This is a genomic window from Bacteroides mucinivorans, assembly GCF_034654355.2.
Taxonomy (GTDB): Bacteria; Bacteroidota; Bacteroidia; order Bacteroidales; family Bacteroidaceae; genus Bacteroides; species Bacteroides nordii.
Genome location: NZ_CP178179.1, coordinates 1,131,849 through 1,150,191, shown reverse-complemented (window position 1 = coordinate 1,150,191; position 18,343 = coordinate 1,131,849). Strand labels below are relative to the sequence as shown.

Here is an 18,343-nt window from a genome sequence, read left to right as displayed (position 1 = left end):
CTCATTTTAAGGTCATACATTAATATTACAATCCAAAAACAAATGATACTAAACAAGAAAAGTATTTTATTATATTTTTTTGTGTCTAAATCTGATAATTAAAAAATAAACGTAGTGAACTAAGTAGAATAAATCTCTTAGCAAGTAAGATCAATATACAAAAGATAGTATCAACCAAGAGAAAACGTAATATAGTACGCAAGGAGCGAATAATCGAACGAAACAAATTCAAGTATATTTAGCAGAATAAAAAAAGAGGTGAGTAGAAAAAGTACAACCGTCCGCGATAGCATCTTGAAACCTGTCTGTATAAGTTCTAATTTTGCCGTAAATTTTAAAGGTTCTTCTTCAATTTAGTTGAAAAAGACATGTTCCATCACCATCTTAATTCTTAGCAACTCTAATCCTGCCCTTCCATACATAGTTCGCTTCACTGCCTTTAGTTTGTTAACAAAGCCCTCGGTAATCCCATTGGTAATGTTATACTTGATTGTATTTTTGACGGCTTTATAATCTTTCCTTATTCCCAGTATAAATGTTTTAAGCGTTTGTATCTCTGTATTCCAATATTTTTTCATCCATCTTATTAGTTCATATGTTTCTGTGCCTGTAATAATACAATAAAAGGATTTGGCTGCTTCATGCATTTGTCTAAACCAATCGAATTGATACAATGTCTCAATCAGTTCTTCTTCCGACTTATTCATATTTCCTTGATAGATTGATTTGGCAGTGATAATAGATATCCGCTTGAGAGGTAATATCCTTGACCTTTCGTCGGTCTGTTTCACTCTTCGGTTGGGTTTGAAATATTTGGATCTAAATCCCCTGTGTCCATCACTCAAGTATCTGTAGTGGGCATAGAATGGGGCCAGACTTCCTTTGAAGCCCATGTTGCAAATCTGGGCATAAAGGGTACTCAGGGGTGTTCCATTTACAACCCCGTCTTCAATGTGCTTGTCATACAAATGGTAATCGGTCCTGGCTTTGCTGTTTCGCGGAGCAAGTTCTTGCATTCTGCAGAATTTGAGTGCAGTCGGGCGGGCTATTCCCAACTTTTTAGAAATGGCAAAGGGGTTGAATCCCTTGAGCTGCAGTTCTTTCACCTCTTTAAACTTTGTCATGCGGGAGTCTGCTTTCGCTTTCTTTGGAGGTATATGGATCATGGCAGTCTGTTTTGGCTGTAAAAGGCAATCGTCCATGGATTCTTTCTCCCTGATTTTATTGCAGTATGCTGCATAATGCCCGCTTAGGAGCTTGTCCATACATTCGTGTATGTTTTTAATAAGATGGAATTTGTCTGCAACCTCCACAACATGCCGTCCGGTAGACGCAATGGCCGAACTATAACCGGTAGCCCTGTCTCTGCTGACGACATTTACACATGGGTGTTCTTCCATCCATTCGAGGAAACTTTTCGCTTCACGGTCACCCAACAAATCAACCGGATACTTATTTAATAAATCGATAACGATGCTGCCATATGACACGCCTTTGCGCCAAGCCCAATCGTCAACTCCAACTTGTTCAATCTCTTTGTTATCAGGAGGGCAGAGCTGATGTAGGCAACGCAGTATTGTTGATGAACTTAGATCTACGCCACAATACGAAAGTAGTTTACTGATGGTTCGGGAAGACATCATAAGACCATTACGAATGACAGTTAACTCTAATCGGCGTGTACGCCTGCGGTAGCGGAAGACTTCATTGCCGGGTTGTTCGGCAAATGTCTTTTGGGGGCAATCTGCATTTTTGCAGAAGAACTTGCGCGATTCCAAGATCAAAACAACCTTCTTGCCAAGTATGGACAAATCATTTATTGTTCTAGTGTATCGACTATGAACATGATGACTTTCACCCCCACAATAAGGGCATACCGCACTCCGCTTTGAACCTTTGGCATATAGAACTATCGTATTACCTTCATACCCTACATCTTCAATGGAAAGGTCGGATGATTCGTAAATAAAAGAAAAACTATTGTTTTTATGGAATAGGGTTGAACACAAGCCATTGTTTAATGAGGTTTTTATCGTAACTTTGTTACCGTTAGGTTTATCGGGCATTCCTTGATTCTTTGTGTTTGGCGATATAAAGATAACAAAAATGCCGGAAAACCTAACTCTTTTAGGAGATCAGTTATTATCAGTGAACAGAGCATTAAACTGATAAAAGAATGAGCGTTGATGATTTTGAATCCCATAGAGCCTACTTTGCAAAAGTGACTTATCAAACACGGTTCAACTAAATTGAAGAAGAACCATTTTAAATATGGACAAAGTAGAACTATACAGGCAGGTTTTCATCTCATGCAAGGAGATGTGCGCCCAAGGGATGCAACCGTCTTCTTTTAGCTCATATTGTAGAAAGAATGGAGTTAAGGAAAGTCAGATGCGCCAGATTCTGAAGGATGAATTCCAACCCATCAAGACACTTCCTGGTTATTGCAACATAGGAATGCTGTGCTCACGTATATATTATGATTTTAAGTCTCTCTGTGCATCGGGCAGGCAACCGGGTAGCTTCACGGCATATTACCGGAAGCACGGTATTACCAGCAAACAGATGGTTGGCTTCCAGTGGCGTAACAAACTCAAGGTGGCAGGACTTCCGGGTTTTAAAGGCCCGCCAGGCACGAGTACACCTCACGGTCAGGAAATACCTTTCGAGGATGTGATTTTCGAGGAGTCGGGATTTCTTCCTGCAGGAGGTGCGAACGTGATCTCTGTGAAAGTTGACGGCCAAGTGGTAGTCAGTTTCCCCGCAGACACAGACCCAGCAGTTGTTGCAAAGTTTGTCCAAAGGATTGGAAAGGGGGGCAGTCATGTGGAGTCTTGATTAGGGGTTGCGACTGTGGGTATGCCAGTCGCCGGTGTCTATGCGGTATGGTATCCGCGGTCTGACACAGATGGTGTGGTCTTGGCAGGGACATTCTCCGGCTTCGGGCGATGTCTATGTGTTTTTCTCGAAGGATCGCAAGACGATGAAGGCTCTGAAGTGGGATGGCGACGTTTTTTTGATGTATACGAAGACGCTTTCGCAAGGGCGTTTCCAGGAGGTGCTAAAAAAGGGCGATGACAGTGTGCATCGGCTGCAATGGGATGATTTCTATATGCTCGTGAGGGGGCTCACGCCAGTTAAAGTCATGGTCGAGAATCGCTTCAGAATGGCCACAAAATAAAGAGCTAATATCTTAATATACAGATAGATAAATGGTGTAAAAATTGTACGAGCCAGATATTTTCCGTAACTTTACACCATGAAAAAGGACGAGTTGATAGAATTATTACAACGCCAAGTCGGCTTCCTGCAAGGGAAACCGGACGAGGCGTTGGCTTCTATCAGTTCACTGACTTTAGCTAATGAGAAGCTGACGGTGACAGTGGACGAGTTACGCCAGCAGATAGCATCGCTGGAGGATGTTATCAAAGGTAAGAATGCGGAAGTGAGCAAGAAAAAGGCTGCACGTCAGGCGATACAGCGTTTGCAAGGTTCGCCATCGGAAAAACAGGTCAAGCCGACGACCGAAGCGAAAGAGTCGGAAAAGAAACCGGAAAGAAAACGCACAAACAACGGCGCGAAAAAGAAAACACACCCCGAATGTGAGGTGGAAATTATCGAGGTCGAGCCCGACAATCCGGACTTCAACCCGGAGCTGGCCAAGTATATCGGAGCAGTGGATATGGTGCGTTACGAGATGAAACCGATGCGCTTCATCAAGAAAATCTACAAAGTGAAGAAATATGCGCAGGACGACAAAATCTTCAAGGGCGTCGCTCCACCACGCCATTACTCAACTCGCAATACACCGCCTCTTTTATCGCTGGACTAGCCGAACTTCGCTATCTTCATGGAATGCCTCTTGAAAACGCGGTCGCTTACTTCCGCTCTCATGGCTTTGACCTTGACAAGGGAACCGCACAAAAACTTGTCAGCAAGACAAAAGCTCAACTTGAAAACCTATACAAGGCACTTGCCAAGGCGATTGTAGAAGACAATTACATCTGCGGTGATGAGACCTATCAGAAAGTCCGTCTGCAGGTAACCACTCCTTCGGGAAAGAAAATCAAGAAGGCATACATCTGGGTTTTCGTCGGCATGACCACCGGGCTGGCCTACTTCTTCTACGACGATGGCTTTCGCAGCGCCGAGGTCTTCGAGAATCAGATAAAAGGCTTTGAAGGAGCGTTCCAATGCGACTATTACTCCGATTACCGCCACGTCGGCATAGGAGAAATGAACGGAATCAAGCGCCTCCCATGCTTGCAACACATAAAGCGCAAGTTCCTTGATATAAAGGACAATCCTCAGGCGCAGGAAATAGCGAAGTTCTTCGGACTCCTCTACCACTTCGAGCACAAACATAAAATCGGCAAAGACGGATGGATGGCCGAAGATCATCTTCAATGGAAACAATGCTACTCAAAAGTAATGCTTGAAAAAATCCACATGAGACTGATAGCCGTTAAAGACCGTCCCGGCATACCTCCCGATGATCCTTTGTTTGCCGCTTCCGAGCACGCCCTCAAACAGTGGAATGAAATCCCCCGGATCTTCACTTCTCCTACATATCGCCTTGACAACAATGAAGTCGAACGGGTAAACCGCTACATATCTCTTACTCGTCGTCGCCTGACAATCGGCTTCCATACCGGAGCCGAAGCCGCAACTTTGTATCATTCTCTAGCCATTACCTGCCATCGATGTGGGGTTAATGTCTTTGATTACTTCTGTGAGATTATCGATAAATGTCCCGCATGGCCACCAAACACCCCGATAGAACGATACCGGGACTTGCTTCCTGACAGATGGAAACTGACACAAAAATAGCCGCCCATAAATCTGGACGGCTATCTTTTTTAGGGGGTACCTGCTATCGCGGACGGTTGTACGTAGAAAAAACAAAACTTCATTATTTCTACTCATCTCTTTTATTTTGCATTATAGCAAAAAGTATGTATCATTAGTTCCGTAATTCCGTCTTATTATCCTATAAAAGAAGTATCCTTACTATTATACTCAAAAAAACTTAAATCATTTTGCCAATTCATAGAAAGCCTCTACTTTTGTTTCGTTGTTTATGCAATCATTATTCTGTCAGTTTTAAGAGAAAAACAGGAAATCTTCATAAACAAAGTAGTTGAATTTTATGTTGTAAAAAAAGAAGTATCACCTTTATAATACGCAAGATGCAATGAAAAAAATATTCATTCTGACAATTCTGCTAAGCATTTTCTTTTCAACAAAAGCACAAAGTATACTCAACTTAGATAGTTGCCGTGCATTGGCTTTGGCCAACAATAAAGAGTTGCTCATCAGTAATGAGAAAATAAATGCTGCACATTACCAGCGAAAGGCTGCTTTTACCAATTACCTTCCCAATATCTCGGCAACGGGAGCCTACATGAGAAATCAAAAAGAGTTTTCGCTATTAAATGATGCTCAAAAGGGTGCGTTATCAGGGTTAGGGAACAGTATAGGAGGTCCTCTACAGCAAGCCGGACAGGCTATTTTAGGGCAACTGCCCCCTGAATTGGCACAAAAACTCGCCCCGGTCATCACACAAATGGGAAACGAAATGATCCCTGCTCTCAACGGAGCAGGAGAATCTTTGGTAGATGCCTTTCGCACTGACACCCGAAATGTATATGCAGGTGCTATTACCTTGACACAACCCCTCTATATGGGAGGTAAAATCCGTGCTTACAACAAAATCACTAAATACGCTGAAGAGTTGGCGCGCCAGCAACACCATTCTGGCCTACAAGAAGTTATTCTAAGTACGGATCAGGCTTACTGGCAGGTGGTTTCACTAGTAAATAAGAAGAAATTGGCGGAAGGATATCTGGAGCTTCTTCAGAAATTAGATAGCGATGTAGAGAAGATGATTGCCGAAGGGGTAGCAACTAAAGCCGATGGATTATCTGTACGTGTGAAAGTAAACGAAGCCGAAATGACACTGACTAAAGTAGAGGATGGGCTCAGTCTTTCAAGAATGTTGCTTTGTCAACTATGCGGGCTTGATTTAACTACTCCCATCGCGCTCGCTGATGAAAACATAGAAGATTTGCCGCTGTTAAAATCAAATGCACAATTTGACATGACCACTGCTTATGCCAACCGTCCGGAGATACGTAGCCTGGAACTTGCAACCCAAATATATAAGCAGAAAATAAACGTAACCCGCGCCGAACATCTGCCTTCGGTAGCATTAATGGGAAACTACATGGTTACTAACCCTTCTGTCTTCAACGGCTTTGAAAATAAATTCAAAGGGATGTGGAACGTAGGTGTTATGGTGCAATTACCTATCTGGCACTGGGGAGAGGGAATGTATAAAGTAAAAGCTGCAAAAGCAGAATCCCGCATCGCACAATATCAGTTGGAGGATGCGAAAGAAAAAATAGAGTTACAGGTTAATCAAGCTGCCTTCAAAGTAAACGAGGCCACAAAGAAACTGGTAATGGCTGAAAAGAATCAGGAAAAAGCAAACGAAAACTTGCGTTATGCCCGCCTGGGATTTCAGGAAGGTGTAATAGCTACCAGCAATGTACTCGAAGCTCAGACCGCCTGGCTATCTGCCCAATCAGAGAAAATAGACGCTCAGATAGATGTAAAACTGACGGAGATATATCTACAGAAGTCATTGGGAACACTTAAATAGTGGACAGTTGACAATTGACAATTGACAGTTAGCTGCGCTGTCAACTATCAATTTGCGATTGTCAATTGTAAATTGTAAACTGTAAATTAAATAACTGTAAATTAAATAAGTAAATAACAATAGTTGAAAACGAGTTGCCTTGCACACCTGCATAGCAACTGTCAATAGTCAACTGTAAATTGTAAATTAAATAACTAAATAACAATGGCATCACAAAAATCACAGAACAGCAATATGCTGCTTGCATTTCTTACCCTGTTGGGAGTTATTGCATTGGTTGCAGTCGTTGGTTTCTTCATGCTCCGCAAAGGACCGGAGATTATCCAGGGGCAGGCAGAGGTAGATGAATATCGTGTATCAAGCAAAGTCCCGGGACGTATCCTTGAATTTCGTGTAAAGGAAGGGCAAACCGTACAAGCGAGAGATACCCTCGCTATTCTTGAAGCACCGGACATTGCTGCTAAAATGGAGCAGGCACGTGCCGCAGAAGCTGCTGCACAGGCACAAAATGAGAAAGCAATCAAAGGAGCACGCCAGGAACAGATACAGGCTGCTTACGAAATGTGGCAGAAGGCTCAGGCGGGTGTTGATATTGCCGAGAAATCATACAAACGGGTTAAGAATCTGTTTGAACAAGGAGTTATGCCAGCACAGAAATTAGATGAAGTGACCGCGCAACGTAATGCGGCTATTGCTACAGAGAAAGCAGCAAAAGCCCAATACACAATGGCGAAGAACGGTGCTGAACGCGAAGATAAAATGGCTGCTGCCGCTCTTGTAGAACGTGCTAAGGGAGCTGTGGCAGAAGTAGAGTCCTACGTTAAAGAGACTTTCCTCATTGCACAGGCGGCTGGAGAGGTTTCCGAAATATTCCCTAAAGTAGGTGAGTTGGTAGGTACCGGAGCACCTATCATGAACATTGCCATTCTGAAAGATATGTGGGTGACTTTCAACGTACGCGAAGACCTGTTGAAGAACCTCACTATGGGAGCAGAATTTGAGGCCATTGTTCCTGCACTGGACAACAAAGCCATCAAACTAAAGGTAGATTACATGAAAGACTTAGGTACTTATGCAGCCTGGAAAGCAACCAAGACAACCGGTCAGTTTGACTTGAAGACCTTTGAAGTACGTGCCCGCCCCATGGAAAGTGTGGAAGGGTTGCGCCCGGGCATGTCGGTGATTATTAAGAAATAATTGAATAATGTGCCAATTGGATAATGTACCAATATGCCAATTGGCTGCGCTATACTTGAGCGATGATATGCTTTGCGTGAATCTGTGAGTTTCTGCGTTTCAATAATAGTATCATATAATGATGAACGATTCTTATATTATTTAATTGGCCTATTGACATATTATTTAATTGACACATTATTAATTAGAACACTATTCATATGAAAGAAAGAGAAAAGAAATACATAGCCCTGTGGCTGGTCATGAAGCGCGAATGCCGTCGCCTCGTGTCACGTCCGCTTTATCTCTTTTGCATGGTTATTGCACCACTGTTCTGCTACATATTCTTTACTACACTTATGGATTCCGGTCTACCTACCAACCTGCCTGTAGGTGCGGTAGATATGGACCAGTCGGCCACCTCCCGAAATTTGATCCGTAATCTGGATGCTTTCGGACAGACAGCAGTAGTAGCACATTACGGAAGCGTGGCCGATGCCCGTATTGCCGTGCAGGAAGGAAAGATTTATGGCTTCTTCTATATCCCCAAAGGACTATCGGCAGATGCACAAAGCCAGCGTCAGCCCAAGATTTCATTCTATACCAACAATTCCTACCTCATAGCCGGTTCATTACTTTTCAAAGATATGAAGATGATGAGCGAACTGGCTGCCGGAGCTGCCGGTCGTTCGGTGCTTTATGCCAAAGGAGCTACCGAAGACCAGGCAATGGCTCTGTTGCAACCCATTGTGATCGATACACATCCGCTGAACAATCCCTGGCTGAACTATTCCGTTTATTTGTGCAACACACTGGTACCCGGCGTACTCATGCTGATGATATTCATGATCACCGTCTACTCCATCGGTACGGAAATAAAAGACCGCACCGCCCGTGAGTGGCTTCGTATGAGTAACAACTCCATATACATTGCATTGGCGGGTAAGTTGTTGCCTCACACGGTGGTATTCTTCATTATGGGTATCTTCTATAATGTGTACCTGTATGGTTTTCTGCATTTCCCATGCAACAGCGGTATCCTGCCCATGATACTGGCTACCCTTTGTCTGGTGCTTGCTTCCCAATGTTGTGGGGTCGTGATGATAGGTACACTGCCAACGCTGCGTCTCGGATTGAGTTTTGCTTCCTTATGGGGAGTTATCTCGTTCTCCATTTCCGGCTTCTCATTCCCGGTAATGGCAATGCACCCGATTCTTCAGGCATTGAGTAACCTGTTTCCGCTGCGCCACTATTTCCTGATCTATGTAGACCAGGCACTCAACGGTTACAGTATGATTTATTCGTGGCCCAACTATATGGCATTACTGATATTCATGATGCTCCCCTTCCTGGTGGTTCACCGCCTGAAAGAAGCATTGATATACTATAAATACGTACCCTAATGAAAGATATAACATTCAAAGAGAAAGTGAAACAAGGCATCAACGACCTGTTTTACATTTGGCTGCGAGAGTTCCGTACTACTTTCCGTGACCAGGGGGTACTTATCTTCTTTGTACTCGTGCCACTGGTATATCCGCTCATCTACGGATTCATTTATACGAACGAAGTGGTACGTGAAGTTCCCGCCGTTGTCGTGGATGCTTCGCGAAGCTCACTAAGCCGTGAGTATCTGCGGAAAGTAGATGCTACTCCGGATATTAATATTGTGGCCTACTGTGCCGATATGGAAGAAGCTCAACAGATGTTGAAAGACCGGTTGGCTTATGGTATCATCTATATCCCTTCGGAATTCAGCCAGGATATTGCACGGGGCAAGCAAACACAAGTCAGCATCTATTGTGACATGAGTGGATTGCTCTATTACAAGAGTATGTTACTTGCCAATACAGCCGTGTCTCTGGATATGAACCGGGATATAAAAATAGAACGTGCGGGTAACACCACTGCCCGGCAGGACGAAATCACCGGTTATCCGATAGAATACGAAGATGTTGCCTTGTTTAATCCCACCAATGGTTTTGCCGCTTTCCTGATCCCGGCCGTATTGATTCTGCTGATACAACAGACATTATTGCTTGGCATCGGCCTCTCGGCGGGAACTGCCCGGGAAAATAACCGCTTCAAAGACCTTGTACCTATCAACCGGCACTACAACGGAACATTGCGTATCGTTATGGGAAAGGGATTGAGTTACTACATGGTTTATTCGTTAGTATCGGTATACGTACTTTGTGTAGTTCCCCGCATATTCAGTCTGAACCAAATTGGGCAACCCGGTACCCTGGCACTGTTCATGCTGCCCTATCTGGCAGCCTGTATCTTCTTTGCCATGACTGCTTCCATAGCCATCCGCAACCGGGAGACGTGTATGTTGCTTTTCGTATTCACCTCCGTTCCCCTGTTGTTCATTTCGGGAATATCCTGGCCGGGAGCTGCCATCCCTCCGTTCTGGAAGTACTTCTCCTACATCTTCCCGTCGACGTTCGGCATTAATGGGTTTGTACGGATCAACAATATGGGAGGCACACTAAGTGAAGTGGCCTTTGAGTACAAAGCCTTGTGGTTACAAACAGGATTCTATTTCCTCACCACTTGCCTCGTATATCGCTGGCAGATTTTGATGAGCCGCAAACATGCGATCGAGCGGTATAAAGAGCTGAAAGAAAGGGAGAAGGGAGATAAGACAAGGGAGAAGGGAGAATTGAGAAGGGAGAAGTAAGGAAAGAGTTCGCCATCAATCGAGAGGGTGTCAAAAGTAAAACTCATTATCAATCAAACACAGATGATCGCTGATTGATGCAAAGATTAAATTAAATCTGCGTCAATCAGCGATCATCTGCGTTTCTAAAAGTTGCATATTGAAGCTTTATCCGGCTTTCAACACACCTTCTTCAAAAGCAATGGTACTACCGGATACATTTCTTAATCACCGGGCAGACCAACTCGGCATAACGCATCATCCCCAGGTCGGTAAAATGAACGCCGTCCACAGTGGCTTCTCCGTCATGTCCCAACATATCTTTTGACGAGATCATATAGATATTCTTCTCTCCCCGCTTTTTGAGAGACTGAAAAATAGCATTCACCGTTTCGTTCTTCTGTGCCACTTCTTCGGCAATACGCTGATCGAAACGGGTATGGGTAAAGATCGGATCTTCCAGAAAGATAACCGGAGTATCGGGATGCCGACTCCGGATGATTGTATAAAACTTATCGGCACGTTCCTTCATTTGTTGTACATTGGCATTGGGTACAAAGTCGAGCACATAAACGGAAGCATCCACACCAGCCACTACCTCGGCTATTTCCAGATCGAGCAAAGCATTTCCACTAAATCCTAAATTTACACATTCACGATTCAGCCAACGGGAGATAATATTGGTATGCGCCATTCCCGGACGACTTGCACAGCCTCCCTGCAAGATACTGGTGCCATAAAACACTACCGGTTTCTCACGTATCGGAAGATTAACTTCCGGTTGGGAGATCTCTGCCAGTGAATCGACCCCGATAGAAAGTGAAGTCACACCATCGTAAAGGGGGAGATACAGCATATATTCCCGTTCCACCGGTTTCATATGGGAGATGATCTTCGCCTCGTTTACCTTACCGGACGGACGTCCGCTGTTGACAAATACCCACTTGCCATCCTGAAGGCAATAAAGATCGAGCCCTTTGATACCCGTCGGTGTCATGTGGTTCATGCTCCTATTGAGAAGTACTTCCCACTTCGCGGCAATGGTGGTGGAATTGGAACGGAAGCGCAGTGCCAGCCCGGCACTGTTTTGCCCCAATGCCCATACAGGCTTGCGAGAGATGTTCCTTAGAGAATCGGGTAGCCTCTCATAGCGGGTTGCCGAATTTTGTGTTGCCTTACCCAACAATGGAAAGGCGGAAGCATCATGGTACACAAGCTGGCTTCTTAACGCCAACGTACAAAATAGCAAAGCTACTGCAAGGATGTAATTTTTCATATGTTACTGAAATTAAGACTCCCCAAAGGTAAGAAATAAAATTCATCAAGTAAAGAGAGAGATTAGGAAAAGGCAAAGCGTTTGATTATTATTTTACACAAAACATTTCCCCGAAGCCGCACGTCATGCCCGGCTCCGGGGAGAGGGTACCTCGGCTCCGAGGAGAAGACCCTTCGGCTCCGGGGAGGAAGCTGCTCGGCTCCGGGGAGGAAAACGAGCTATACAATTACTGATTATCAGCACATTACAAACACATCATTTAGCATTCCGAGACGCACATAGATGGTAATATTATACTACATTCACTCAATCATCGCCTGACGCACCTCCCCATGCGGGAAGCACATCATTGCTGAAAAGTGATAGGTTCCTGCCTCCAATGCGAAAGTAACCGTATCCTTTTTCTGAGACTCTAAACGTACTCCCTTTGCCTCTTTCCATCCAATACTTCCTTCTTTAACAGAATCAAGACGGACATTCGGCAGCTTCAAAAGAGCTGTGGTATTGGCAGGTATCACCACTTCGATATCCAGTTCATTCTCCCGTACTGTCCAGTTGGAAACGATGGTACCATACATAGAGTTGTAGTGTGAGCGTACCTGTTTCGGTCCTTTTTCATTAATCCAGGGGGCTATGACGAACTCCCTGAATCCTGCTTCCGGACGCTGAATACCACCCAATGCCTCAATAAACCAGGTGCCAATATACAGATAAGAACTATGCAAGGCAGACCCTCTGCATTCCCAATCTTCAAAGAAAGTGCCGTTCCCTTTTTTAAGCATATCTCCCCAACCCGGGAAATCTTCTTTGGTAACCATCTCGCAGATCAAATCGTTCCGATGATTGTCCAGTAAAGTATGGAACAGGAAAGAACCTGCCGTAATACCTCCCCAGAAATGTCCTTTACGGTTGATGCGTATCTCCTGCTCAAGACGTTTCCAAACCTTTGCTTTCAGATGCTCAGGAGGCAAATCCACCATCAGGGCGATAGCCAGATAAGAAGGATATCCATTCACATAGCTGTTATCACGAGAGTTGAAGAAAGTAGTGTGTACGGCTTTGCGCACTTCCGCCGCTCTTTTACGCCAGGCAGTAGCCGCCGTTTCATTTCCCAATACATCCGCGATGCGGGCAGCCGTCTCTAAGCTGTAAATCCAGTGGCAGTTGTTAAAGAACAATGTCTCCCGGGTATCCCCCAAGGCTTTTCCCTGTTTCTCCATAGCCGAGCGTTCTGTCCAGGCATCCGGCCAAAGCCAGTCTCCTAAGAAGCTCCACTTGCTTCCCCAGCGAACCAGCATGTTGTCTTTGGATTTTGTTTCCACAAAATCGAGCCAGCGCTGAATAGTAGAAAAGCTCTCTGACAAAACACGCACATCGCCATATTGCCGGTACATCTCCCAGGGAAGGGTTATACAGAATCCGCTCCATGAAGGGCCGCCGCCACCGATATAGGTTGGAGCCGTATGCGGAACACTACCGTCTTCTGCCTGCACATCCCGCCAGTCTTCCATCCACTTTGTATAGAAGGCGGGCAACTGATAATTGTCCATGCCGGCACGCGTGGTAGCCAATGCATCGCCACCATATCCGCGGCGCTCCCGATGCGGGCAGTCTACAACAAAATTACCTAAGCTCAGATTCTCAAAAGTCCACAGTGTGGTGCGATAAAGATCGTTCAACAGAGGCATATCACACTCAAAGCCGGATGCCTGCCGGTAATCGGGACGAATCATCCAGCCTTGGATCTGTTCTAACTTTGGTGCTGTACGCAGACCACTGATCTGAATCCAGCGGCCGGTCATATAATTAAAGTGATTGCAGAAAATGCCCTTTCCATCGGGACTGAGCTTATAAATACTACGTATGCCGTAGCTGCACACATCCTTCTCCCGCTCCGAAAACTGGAAAACAATGGAATCGCCCGGCTGTCCGGCAAGCTGCATTTCAAACCAGCCAGCATAATTAATGCCCATATCCACCCGGTACACTCCCGGTTTCACCTCCTTGACAGAAAGTGGTTTGATTTCGTCCACCAACCGATTAGGTTCGGTCTTATCAGCAGACACTACAACTTGCGGTTGATATATCTTAGCTCCCATCCAAGCTGAATCATCAAAACCCGTTTCATTCCATCCTTCTATCTCTAAAGAGGCATCCTGAAACTCACCTGCAAAGTGGTGTGCATCCCAGTATCCCATCAAGGTATTGGAGCTTGCGTGGGTCTTCCAACTGTCATCTGTCACCACCCGGAGTTTTTCACCAGAGGGTAAAGTAATTTCCGCCTGTGCCAATGCCATCGGGATAGCCGGGCGGCCCTCCTGCTGATAAGCGGGAAATATAGCCCAAGAAGTACCTAACCATAAAGCAAGTACATTCTCTCCGGTTTTCAGAAAGCGAGTGACGTCGTAGGTCATGAATCGGGCACGCGATTTATGATCCGTCACAGAAGGAGAAAGCACAGCATCGCCTATTCTCTCTCCGTTCACATACAGTTCATGATAGCCAATGGAAGCTACATATATCAGCGCCTCCTGCGGAGCTTCGGACAAGGTGAACGTTTTACGGAACCACGGGTCGGGCATTTTATTGTCTATCGGCCGGCCAGCTACACTCTGAGACTCCATTTCGGCACTACCTATCCACCGGGCTTTCCAGTCATCGGCAAACAAGCCCATCTGCCAGGTAGCGGGCTCACTCCACGATGTCCAATTGCCTTGTTCATCGACTAAACGAACTTTCCAGAAACACTTTTGACCGGTAGCGAGCGGTTTTCCGTCATACACAATGTTGACCGATTCGCCTGAATCCACCCGTCCGCTATCCCACAAGTCGCCTTGATTCTTATCGAGCAGTGCCCGGCTGCTTGCTACCAGAATCTGATAAGCAGTCTGTTTTTGTCCGCGTGTTGTAAGGGTAGTTCCCATTTTCCAGCTCAAACGCGGGCGGGGAACATCCAACCCTAACGGATTCTTCAGATATTCGCATTGTAAATCGGCAGGTTCCACCCAGGCAATATCTACTGTAGCAGTACTTCCTGTAGTTGCTCCGTCCGGAAAGGCTATCGTCACCTCTCTCCCATTAAGCATGATATGAACGTCCTTTTGGCTATGAAGCGGATCGGCCGCCCATATTTTAAATCCGTCCTCTACCTTCTCTATATAGACGATGGATTTCTTATCGGCACCTACCGTCAGTCCGTCACCCATATCTACGGTTCCCGGAGTATAGAATACAATGGCATACGCCTGTGCCTTTGCCAATTTCACAGCCTGGATATCAGCCGTGTTTTTAATGATTCGATAGGTGTGATCCGTAACAAATCTCTCAAAATCGGCAAGCGACTGATCGGGTACCACCATGTAGGCATACGTTGCATCCGTAGCCTTTCTGCCATGATTTATCCACAGGTTAAAAATATCGGCTGAGAGTACACGCTTGTCTCCGTCAATATTAATATCTCTCCATGAGCCCGTCTGCGTTTTACTACTGACACCAACATTCCCACCCATAGGGAAAAGATATCCTACCCTGTCATGGTATACCCATAGCGGATTCTCAACCCATGCATCTTTTTTGTAAGAAGCCGAACCTGCGGCAGTACCAGCGGTCAACTCTCCTGAAAAGTAACATTGGTTCACGGTAGTAACTGCCTCTTCCGGAGAATCGGAGGTAATACCTGCTCCTAAGCAAAGTAACACATCGTCCAGAAAAAAGTATGCCTTCCTGGCCTGCAATCCCCGATAGTCATGCTCATAAGCAATCAGTCCGTTCCTGCCGGAGCTAACCCCACCGGCAAAGACATTCGTACCGTAAAAATACCCTGCAAGCCGCGCCGAATCGGGGTGCTGGACTGCCGTAGTGCCGGGTATCCGGGTCCAGTTCCAAAGTGGAAATATATTCTTATACTCCTCTCCGGAGGTCAATATATTGGTAGCACCTAAGGGCAGGTTGTATCCTTTCATATTCTCATTATTGAGCATTTCCGTTCCGTTGGTACGGGTAGAAAGTACTTTTGCCGACAGATAATAATTGGCACCGTGCTGCGTCATGATATCCGACTTCCAGAAGTACTTGTTTCCGGGAACCGGAAACGGTGCACCTCCTAAGTGTTCTATCCATGCCTGGTATTCGGCTGCATGCTCCGGGTCGTTCTGTATCATACGGCTCAATGTTGTAGCAGAAACATTGTTAACCCCACCTTTACGAGTGATGTTGCGGCCGGTTGCCCCAAATTCAAACGTACTTCTATACCCAAAGAGACGCTGCCCGTTCAAAAGAACATCCGAAAGGATCTGTCTTTTTTCCGGAGTAAAATAAGCAGCAAAAGCAGTACCGTTCACCAGATGAATGTAATAAACCAGATCATCCATGAACGACAGTCCATACCCTCCCGAATAGAGTTGCGGACGATGCTGATGGAAACTACCGTCTATCTTAATACCTTCATCCCCTTGCCGGGGCACAATCTTAATAGTGGAAGCAATGGATTCAAATCCAATCCGCACCAGTTCCATATTGTTCTCAATGCATCCTTTGTGGATGGTTACATCCGAAACCCAGGTACGGTTCTTTCCTTTATGCCCCTGGTTACCTGTGCGATCTTCCAGATAAGCGGAGTATTGCAACAGCTTCTTCTCACTGATTTTATCTTTCAGCAGAATCAATGCCACCATATAGTCCTGGGGAGCCCCTATATCGATAAACCACCAGTTTTTAGACTTCGGCTGCATCCGGTTCCAGTACTCAAACCCCAATTGTATTTTGTTGAGCAGTTTCTTCGAGTTATAATATTTGTTCCCCGGCTTGCGGTAGGCATGGGCCATGGCTTTCAGACGCTTCAGATGCGTTCCTGCCGGGAAACCGGCAAATACAGTGACATAATCAATCTTCGGAAAACTACCATCCGATTGCATAGACTCCATTAAGCGGCCTATTGCCTCCTCATCGACCTCTCCTTCCAGATGCGAAGCAATCAGCCGCCGGGTCAGTTCGTCCAGTTCTTTTTGTGCATTGACATCTCCTCCCGCAAATGCGAAGGAGGAGAAGAGCAATCCTACGAAAGAAAATAGTACTAATAATCTTCTCATAGCAGCCTCTTTATTTACTCAGGTATTTACCATCCGCCACAATGTCACAACTCCGTACTGTCCTTATGAATTTAGAATCCGCCGGGGCTGCACCCTTGCACTGATTGAACTCAGCCCCTACTACATCGTCTAAGAAGAAGAGTGGACGTGCATCCGGCTGTTTGGCACAGAATCGTACATTATTAAACCGTACATTCCGGGCATGGCGTACATAGAATCCGGCTGCCGGAAGCGTATTCCCAAACATTCTGTTTTCCGGATAACTGCTAACCTCCTCGGGAACGGGAGCCATTAACATCTCCGTTGTTCCACCACCGGGATAACTTACCTGTACATTATTAATAGATACGTTTTCTACAAAAGAATTCTCAACACCGGTTATCGAACAAGCTATCAAGCTCTCGGCAGTAGCTACAATATCACTGATATTGATGTTCTTCAACACTCCGCCTTCTTTTCTGAAAGTACGGTGCCGGTCGCCTAAACGGATAAAAACAGGTGTCTGTACATCTCTCATAGAAATATTAGACACAGTGATGCCATCAATAATTCCTCCATCTACCATTTCAATGGCAACTCCTGAAATCACAGTAACCTCCGCAGAAATATGTTCCAATTGTTTGCTCCAATGACGTATGTTGTCTTCGGCAGCCCGGCGAACCACACAATTGGAGACAGCTATATTACGATATCCTCCGTGAGAAGCCGTACCAAACTTGATAGCATTACAATTACTTGCCGTCACACAATTAGTCACCGTTATATTTTCGCAAAACTCGGGATGATCACTTTTAAAGCAAATGGCATCGTCTTCCACATCAATGTAGCAATCGGATATTGTTGCATTCTTTGCATCAATATCGAGTCCGTCATTGTTATAATTGCAATGGCTGAAGACCTTCAGTCCACGGATAGTTACATCTTCACATCGCTCATAGTGCTGTACCCAATAAGCAGAATTGCGTAACGTAAGATCCGTCACAACAATCCCCTGGCACTCCACTAAATAAATAAGTTTGGGACGTTTTGGCCCCCCGTCTCCATCATTGCCGAACTGGAACGTTTCACTTCCTCCCTGTCCGTCTATGGTTCCGAAACCGGTAAGCGAGATATTCTTTTGCCCACGTGCAAACAGTAATCCTGAGGACTGATTCATAGAACCCTCTTTATAGGGGAAGGCATGATCGTAATCCGCCAGGCGTGTACTACCCAAAAACAATGCACCAAAGTCAAAATGCAGATTCACATTCGATTTGAGTTCAATAGGACGTATCAGATAAGTTCCGGAAGGGATAAGGACAGTACCGCCACCTTTTGCGGAACACTCATCCACCGCTTTTTGTATAACCATCGTATTATCCGTAACACCATCTCCTTTGGCACCACGTTTTGTTATATCAATCGTCACCGCAAAAAGGGTAGACGAAAACAGCAAAGAGGCTGTCAGTAGTATTGTCTTACATTTGTTTATCATGACA

General features: G+C 45.3%; 12 protein-coding genes. 8 read left to right on the top strand and 4 right to left on the bottom strand.

All coding sequences use genetic code 11. The features are described from left to right. Window positions 1-353: 353 nt before the first annotated feature. On the bottom strand, window positions 354-2,066 hold the full coding sequence (locus VCM39_RS03955) for an ISL3 family transposase (RefSeq protein WP_322934259.1): 1,713 nt from the start codon (window positions 2,064-2,066) through the stop codon (window positions 354-356). A 268-nt stretch (window positions 2,067-2,334) separates the two neighbouring features. On the opposite strand from VCM39_RS03955, the gene VCM39_RS03950 reads away from it, so the two are divergent. From VCM39_RS03950 to VCM39_RS03915, 8 genes are all read left to right on the top strand, one after another. Next, a complete protein-coding gene (locus VCM39_RS03950) occupies window positions 2,335-2,838 on the top strand; it encodes a hypothetical protein (protein WP_322933785.1) in 504 nt (167 codons plus the stop codon). A gap of 70 nt (window positions 2,839-2,908) precedes the next feature. Further along, window positions 2,909-3,181 carry an IS66 family insertion sequence element accessory protein TnpB gene (tnpB, locus tag VCM39_RS03945; protein WP_413544826.1) on the top strand — a complete coding sequence of 91 codons (273 nt, stop codon included), beginning with the start codon at window positions 2,909-2,911 and terminating at the stop codon, window positions 3,179-3,181. A 78-nt stretch (window positions 3,182-3,259) separates the two neighbouring features. Further along, entirely contained in the window at window positions 3,260-3,832 is a 573-nt protein-coding gene (locus VCM39_RS03940) for a hypothetical protein (protein WP_322933783.1), read from the top strand. Between the two features lie 23 nt (window positions 3,833-3,855). After that, on the top strand, window positions 3,856-4,830 hold the full coding sequence (locus VCM39_RS03935; protein WP_322933782.1) for an IS66 family transposase: 975 nt from the start codon (window positions 3,856-3,858) through the stop codon (window positions 4,828-4,830). Window positions 4,831-5,194: 364 nt separating this feature from the next. Beyond that, window positions 5,195-6,664: a TolC family protein gene (locus VCM39_RS03930; protein WP_221650548.1), complete on the top strand. Its 1,470-nt coding sequence runs from the start codon at window positions 5,195-5,197 to the stop codon at window positions 6,662-6,664. 204 nt (window positions 6,665-6,868) lie between these two features. Further along, on the top strand, window positions 6,869-7,861 hold the full coding sequence (locus tag VCM39_RS03925; protein WP_221650549.1) for an HlyD family secretion protein: 993 nt from the start codon (window positions 6,869-6,871) through the stop codon (window positions 7,859-7,861). Between the two features lie 200 nt (window positions 7,862-8,061). Next, window positions 8,062-9,243, top strand: a complete 1,182-nt coding sequence (locus VCM39_RS03920; RefSeq protein WP_221650550.1) for an ABC transporter permease — start codon at window positions 8,062-8,064, stop codon at window positions 9,241-9,243. Further along, window positions 9,243-10,523, top strand: coding sequence for an ABC transporter permease (locus tag VCM39_RS03915; RefSeq protein ID WP_221650551.1), 1,281 nt, complete (start codon window positions 9,243-9,245; stop codon window positions 10,521-10,523). Before VCM39_RS03920 ends, VCM39_RS03915 begins: the two co-directional genes overlap by 1 nt. 187 nt (window positions 10,524-10,710) lie before the next feature. Here the strand turns inward: VCM39_RS03915 and VCM39_RS03910 are convergent, their stop codons facing one another. The 3 genes from VCM39_RS03910 to VCM39_RS03900 form a co-directional block, all read right to left on the bottom strand. After that, on the bottom strand, window positions 10,711-11,778 hold the full coding sequence (locus tag VCM39_RS03910; RefSeq protein WP_221650552.1) for an SGNH/GDSL hydrolase family protein: 1,068 nt from the start codon (window positions 11,776-11,778) through the stop codon (window positions 10,711-10,713). Window positions 11,779-12,080: 302 nt separating this feature from the next. After that, on the bottom strand, window positions 12,081-16,865 hold the full coding sequence (locus VCM39_RS03905; protein ID WP_322933781.1) for a family 78 glycoside hydrolase catalytic domain: 4,785 nt from the start codon (window positions 16,863-16,865) through the stop codon (window positions 12,081-12,083). A gap of 10 nt (window positions 16,866-16,875) precedes the next feature. Then, window positions 16,876-18,339 carry a glycoside hydrolase family 28 protein gene (locus VCM39_RS03900; RefSeq protein ID WP_322933780.1) on the bottom strand — a complete coding sequence of 488 codons (1,464 nt, stop codon included), beginning with the start codon at window positions 18,337-18,339 and terminating at the stop codon, window positions 16,876-16,878. Between the last annotated feature and the right edge of the window lie 4 nt (window positions 18,340-18,343).